Source organism: Streptantibioticus rubrisoli, from assembly GCF_024436055.1.
Classification (GTDB): Bacteria; Actinomycetota; Actinomycetes; order Streptomycetales; family Streptomycetaceae; genus Streptantibioticus_A; species Streptantibioticus_A rubrisoli.
The window spans coordinates 1-6,168 of sequence record NZ_JANFNH010000090.1; the positions used below are offsets into that span (position 1 = coordinate 1).

General features: G+C 71.4%; 5 protein-coding genes and 1 riboswitch. Of the genes, 3 read left to right on the forward strand and 2 right to left on the reverse strand.

Translation table 11 applies throughout. The features are described from left to right. The first annotated feature begins 138 nt into the window (after nucleotides 1-138). Both NON19_RS32875 and NON19_RS32880 read left to right on the forward strand, forming a co-directional pair. Complete coding sequence (locus NON19_RS32875; protein WP_255932939.1) at nucleotides 139-939, forward strand: carbon-nitrogen hydrolase family protein; 801 nt, start codon at nucleotides 139-141, stop codon at nucleotides 937-939. A gap of 57 nt (nucleotides 940-996) precedes the next feature. Further along, nucleotides 997-2,697, forward strand: a complete 1,701-nt coding sequence (locus tag NON19_RS32880) for a flavin monoamine oxidase family protein (RefSeq protein WP_255932940.1) — start codon at nucleotides 997-999, stop codon at nucleotides 2,695-2,697. Nucleotides 2,698-2,774: 77 nt separating this feature from the next. Here the strand turns inward: NON19_RS32880 and NON19_RS32885 are convergent, their stop codons facing one another. Beyond that, nucleotides 2,775-3,467 carry a DUF5995 family protein gene (locus tag NON19_RS32885; RefSeq protein ID WP_255932941.1) on the reverse strand — a complete coding sequence of 231 codons (693 nt, stop codon included), beginning with the start codon at nucleotides 3,465-3,467 and terminating at the stop codon, nucleotides 2,775-2,777. A 271-nt stretch (nucleotides 3,468-3,738) separates the two neighbouring features. Here NON19_RS32885 and NON19_RS32890 point away from each other — a divergent pair, with 271 nt between their 5' ends. Beyond that, nucleotides 3,739-4,587: a helix-turn-helix transcriptional regulator gene (locus tag NON19_RS32890; RefSeq protein WP_255932942.1), complete on the forward strand. Its 849-nt coding sequence runs from the start codon at nucleotides 3,739-3,741 to the stop codon at nucleotides 4,585-4,587. A gap of 56 nt (nucleotides 4,588-4,643) precedes the next feature. Here NON19_RS32890 and NON19_RS32895 read toward each other — a convergent pair whose 3' ends face one another. Beyond that, on the reverse strand, nucleotides 4,644-5,537 hold the full coding sequence (locus NON19_RS32895; protein WP_255932943.1) for a DUF2797 domain-containing protein: 894 nt from the start codon (nucleotides 5,535-5,537) through the stop codon (nucleotides 4,644-4,646). A 250-nt stretch (nucleotides 5,538-5,787) separates the two neighbouring features. Beyond that, a riboswitch (FMN riboswitch) is annotated at nucleotides 5,788-5,918 on the forward strand. Nucleotides 5,919-6,168 lie beyond the last annotated feature (250 nt).

Sequence of the window (6,168 nt, forward strand, 5' to 3'; positions counted from 1 at the left end):
CAACGATTCGCCACTTGAGCCCTCCACAACGCAACGAACCCACCACGGGAACGCAATAACGCCACCTTGAGCCCGCCGCAGGCGCCCCGTACCTTCGAGGGAACCCCGAACCCCCTCACGGAACGGTCCCCGACGATCATGACGCCGCTGCGCATCGCGTTGTACCAGGGCCCCGGCGGTGTGCCGCGCAACACCGACGAGAGCCTTGCCGCGCTGGACGATGCCGCACGGCGCGCCGCCGCCGCGGGCGCCGGACTGCTGGCGACCGCCGAGATGTACCTGACCGGATACGCCCTCGGCGACGCCGTGGCCGCCCTCGCCGAGCCCGCCGACGGCCCCAGCGCCGAGCGCGTCGCCAAGATCGCCGCCGAACACGGCGTGGCGATCGTGTACGGCTACCCCGAGCGCGACGGCGAACTGGTCCACAACTCCGCCCAGTTGATCGGCCCGGACGGCGCCCGACTCGCCAACTACCGCAAGACGCACCTGTTCGGCGAGTACGAGACGCGGCACTTCACCGCCGGAGACGCCCTGGTCGTCCAGGCGCCCCTGGACGGGCTCACCGTCGGCCTGCTGATCTGCTACGACGTGGAGTTCCCGGAGAACGTACGGGCGCACGCGCTGGCCGGAACCGATCTGCTCGTGGTGCCCACCGCGCTGATGCGGCCCTTCGAGGTCGTACCCCAGACCCTCGTCCCGGCGCGCGCGTTCGAAAGCCAGCTGTACCTGGCCTATGCGAACCGTGCGGGCGCCGAGGGCGAGTTCCACTTCGCCGGGCTGAGCTGCCTGGCCGGTCCCGACGGCGTGGCGCACGCCCGCGCCGGAACCGGTGAGGACCTGGTCTTCGCCGATGTCGACCCGGTGCGGCTGCGCGCCTCGCGCCGCCAGAACCCGTATCTGCGCGACCGCCGCCCCGAGTTGTACGGGCCGCTCGCCTGATCCGGCCGCACCCCAAGTACCGCCCTTCTCGTACCGCCCGCAAGGAGAGCCACGCCAATGACGTCCACGGTGCCCACTGCCGTCCACGACGAGCAGGTTCCGGAGGCGGCCAAGCCGATCACCATGTTCGGCCCCGACTTCCCCTACGCCTATGACGACTACCTGGCGCACCCGGCGGGCCTCGGCTCCATACCGGCGGTCGAGCACGGCACCGAGGTGGCCGTGGTCGGCGGCGGACTGTCCGGCATCGTCGCCGCGTACGAGCTGATGAAGATGGGCCTCAAGCCGGTGGTCTACGAGGCCGACCGGCTCGGTGGACGGCTGCGCACCGCGCGCTTCGACGGCTGCGCGGACGACCTGACCGCCGAGATGGGCGCGATGCGGTTCCCGCCGTGCTCCACCGCCTTCCAGCACTACATCGACCTGGTGGGCCTTGAGACCAGGCCGTTCCCCAACCCGCTGGCCCCGGACACCCCGTCGACCGTGGTCGACCTCAAGGGCGAGTCGCACTACGCCCGTACCCTGGACGACCTGCCCGAGGTCTACCACCAGGTGATGGACGCCTGGAACGCCTGCCTGGAGGACGGCGCCCGGTTCTCCGAGATGCAGCGGGCGATCCGCGAGCGCGACGTACCGGCGATCCGCGCCATCTGGGCGGACCTGGTGGAGAAGCTGGACAACCAGACCTTCTACGGATTCCTGTGCGACTCCCCGGCGTTCAGGTCCTTCCGGCACCGCGAGATCTTCGGCCAGGTGGGCTTCGGCACCGGCGGCTGGGACACCGACTTCCCCAACTCCATCCTGGAGATCCTGCGCGTCGTCTACACCGGCGCCGACGACGACCACCGCGGCATCGTCGGGGGCAGCGAGCAACTGCCGCTGCGGCTGTGGGAGGACGAGCCCGCCAAGCTGGTGCACTGGGCGCCGGGTACGTCACTGAAGTCGCTGCACGACGGCGAGCCGCGCCCGGCCGTCACCCGGCTGCACCGCACCGCGGGCAACCGGATCACGGTCACCGACGCCTCCGGCGACATCCGCTCCTACAAGGCGGTCGTCTTCACCGCACAGAGCTGGATGCTGCTGTCGAAGATCGCCTGCGACGACGAGTTGTTCCCGATCGACCACTGGACGGCGATCGAGCGCACCCACTACATGGAGTCGTCCAAGCTGTTCGTGCCCGTGGACCGGCCGTTCTGGCTGGACAAGGACGAGGAGACGGGCCGGGACGTGATGAGCATGACGCTCACCGACCGGATGACCCGCGGCACGTACCTGCTGGACAACGGGCCGGACAAGCCCGCGGTGATCTGCCTGTCGTACACCTGGTGCGACGACAGCCTCAAGTGGCTTCCGCTGAGCGCCAACGAGCGGATGGAGGTCATGCTCAAGTCGCTCGGCGAGATCTACCCGAAGGTCGACATCCGCAAGCACATCATCGGCAACCCGGTGACCATCTCGTGGGAGAACGAGCCCTACTTCATGGGCGCGTTCAAGGCCAACCTGCCGGGCCACTACCGCTACCAGCGGCGGCTGTTCACCCACTTCATGCAGGACCGGCTGCCCGCCGACAAGCGCGGCATCTTCCTCGCCGGTGACGACATCTCCTGGACCGCGGGCTGGGCCGAGGGCGCGGTACAGACCGCCCTCAACGCGGTCTGGGGCGTCATGCGCCACCTGGGCGGTACGACCGACCCGTCCAACCCGGGTCCGGGCGACGTGTACGACGAGATCGCCCCGGTGGAACTACCGGAGGACTGACGCGCGTTGGATTGCTGAGGGGCCTCGCGCCCGAAACGATCCACCGCGGGTGTCTGGGGGGCGAGCCCCCCAGACACCTAGTTGAGCGGTGTGAGCAGGCACCGGCTCACCAACCCCACTCCCGCGTCCAGTCGATCGGTGAACGCCGCGTACACATGCGGCAGTTCACGAAGCCGCCACAGCACCTGCGCGGCGTCCCACGCCGCGTCCCGTGCCGCGTCCAGACTCCACGCACCGGCGAGGTGCAGCAACGCGTCGCCGATCTCCCGCACATCACCGTCCGGCATCAACTCCTCCCGGATCCGGTCCTCAAGCATCCCGAGCATCCGCCCCACCCGCTCGTAGTCGCGCCGCATGGCGTGCGGCGGCGTGCCCAGCGCCTCGCACGCGTCGACCACCGCCATCGGCAGGTCATGCCCCACATGCGCGTTGATGCCCGCCAGGGCGAACTGCACCGGCCGCACCCCGCGGTGCCCGCGCGACTGGAACAGCGGCCGCCAGCACGCGGGTGCCCGCCGCCCCGCCGCTTCGGCGTCGACCGCGGCCAGATAGCGCTCGGCGAACACCGTGCCCAACTCGGCGGTGGCGTACGGATCCGGGAAGTACCCGTCCGCGATCCGGCCGCGCAACGCCTCGGTCACCTTCAGATAGACCCGGTTGAACACAGCCACACCGTCCTCCGGCGGGAGCGCCGCGTACAGCGCCCGCATCCGGGCCAGTACGGAGTCAACACCGGTTGCCGCGGAGGTCAGTTGCCCGCTTGGAGTCATGCGGGCCAGCGTCCCAGCGAACGGACACTTGGGGCGATTCGCCCCGCCCGGCGTTCCCCACAACGGGCGACTCCTTCCGACAGTACGACGGCACGGGTATCCGATCTGACTGCCCGGTCCGTGCCAGCAGCCGCTGGACAGCACCAGAGACGGGGAAACCGTGGGTCGACGCCGAGGAGGCCGTCCACCTTGGCTGACGGGGTTCCGGTGATACCCATACGGGGACCGACGCACCCTGGATACGGCTTCCGGCTCCCCGCATCCTGAACATGTGGACCGCACCGCACTCGCCGACTTCCTGCGCCGCCGCCGCGCCGGGCTCACCCCCGCCGACGTCGGGCTGGCGGCCGGGCCGCGCCGCCGGACCCCCGGGCTGCGGCGCGAGGAGGTGGCCCGGCTGGCCGGGATGTCCGCCGACTACTACACCCGGCTGGAACAGGCCCGCGCTCCGCGCCCGTCCCGCCACATCCTGGGCGCGCTGGCCCGCGCGCTGCGGCTGACCCACGCCGAACGCGACCACCTGTTCAGGCTGGCGGGGGAGGAGCCGCCAGGCGAGCACCGCTTGGACGAACACGTTCGCCCGGCCCTGCTGCTGATCCTCGACCGTCTCGCCGACACGCCCGCCCAGGTGGTGAACGACATCGGCGACGTGCTGGCGGGCAACGCGCTGGCGTCGGCGCTGCTCGGCGACGACTCGAACCTTCCGCCACAGCGGCGGAACATGATCGTGCGGTACTTCACCGATCCCAGGGCCCGCGAACTCCTCGCTCCACAGGATCGGTTGGCGTACGCCCACGCCCAGGTCGCCCGGCTGCGGGCGGTGTTGGCGGCACGCCGTCACGACGTACGGGCCGCCGCCCTGGTGGCCCGGCTGCGCACGGCGAGCCCCGAGTTCGCCGAACTGTGGGACCAGCCCGAGTCGGCACCACGGCACGGGGCCACCCTGCGGCTGCGCCACCCGGTCGTGGGCGCCCTGGAGTTGGACCGCGAGGTGCTGGTCGCTGAGCAGGGTGGTCAGCGGTTGGTCGTCTACGCCGCGCGCCCCGGCAGCGAGTCGTACGAGCGGCTGCGGCTGCTGCGCGTGGTCGGCATCGAGGACTTCGCGACCAGCGCCCACTGACCGTGGCAGCGCGCCGCGTATCGACCGAGGGGTTCTGCCACCGCATGGAACCGCCCTCAGAAGAGGGCGTCCTGGTCCGCTCCGGCAGGTCCGAGCGGCCGGGTCGGCGCCGTGGTCCTGTCGGTTGGTGACGCGGCGGCGAGGGGCCAGCCGGAAAGCAGGCGCAGGTCGACGGTCAACAGCCCGGAATCCGTGGTGAGATACGCGTCCGCGCCCACCAGGGAGATCAGGGTGCCTGCCACAGTGCCGCCGGGGCACAGGCGGCTGATCCGCGCGTGCGGGAGCGGTGGGGAGGCCAGGTTCAGGCCGTACGCGGGGGTGTGGTCGGTGATCTCCAGGGGGAGGCGATGCAGCGTCTCCGGCCAGGCCGGGGAGGACAGCGCGGCCTGGTGGGCGGCCGTGATCTCGCGCGCCCGGTCCGCGGCGTCCGACGCTGCCGTGCGGGCGGCGAGTTTGGCCGCGTGCGGGACGCGGTCGGGTATGCCCAGGGCCGAACCCAGGGACGCCTCCGAGCGGCGGGCGGCGGCCAACGGGCCCTGTCCCAGCCAAGTATGGGCGAGAGCGCCCTGTTCACGTAGCCGGTTGTGACCGCGCTCGGCGGCGGTGATGCCGAGTTTGAGCAGGCCGGTACCGAACCACGCGAGGTACAGGCGGAAGGGGCGCCGGTCGTCGAAGGCGGTGTCGGCGGCGACCGAGGAGGACCGGTCCACGGCCGAGCAGGCCGGGCACTGCCCCGAGACGGCGCCCTCGGGCACGGTGGCGTGGTGCGGGCACCAGATGCGCCGCCCGGCCCGCCGCAACCCGACGCAGCGGCGGTCCCCACCGACGGTGAAGGCGAGCGGTTCGCCCAGCGCCAGCGGCCGTTCGCGCTCACCGGCGGCCGGGGAGAACCAGCCCAGCACCGGCCCCGTGGCCCGCCACGACATCCCGGTACAGCGCCATTCGCCCATCAACGCTCCGATCACAGATGCCGCCCACCAGTCTGCCAGCGCTCTTCCAGCGCTCTGCCAGCGCGGGGCCCCCAGTCGACGCCCGGTGCGCACCTCACCGCCACCGCGCTGCCGCCACCGCGCTCACGTCACTGGCAAGCGCCACGCCGTGGCGCTTTCACGGTCCGCGTACGCTCTGTGACTCAAGCCACAGGCCCTCGCCCGCATGGTTCTCGATCAGCCGTGGCAGACTGAAGCTGTACCAGTACACATGCGCACTCCGGGGTCGGTGAAACTCCGAACCGGCGGTTACAGTCCGCGACCCGTCCGCAACCAGCGGCCGGTTGACCAGGTGAAATTCCTGGACCGACGGTTAAAGTCCGGATGGGAGGCAGTGCGCGCGGGATCCACCGGTACGCCGTCCTCGGCGGCCCCGCGAGCCTTCGTACTCGCGGTGGCGCGTTGCCCTCCACGGCGTGTCCCCGGTGTGCCGTACGAGGCGTTCACGCCCGTACGCGTCCCGACCGAGCCCCGGAGTCCGCCCGAAGAGGCAGGAGACCCGGTGGCCACCGCAGTTGAGGCCCTCGCGATGCAGCGGGCGATCGAGCTCGCCGCGCGTGGGCTCGGCTCCACCAGTCCCAACCCCGTCGTC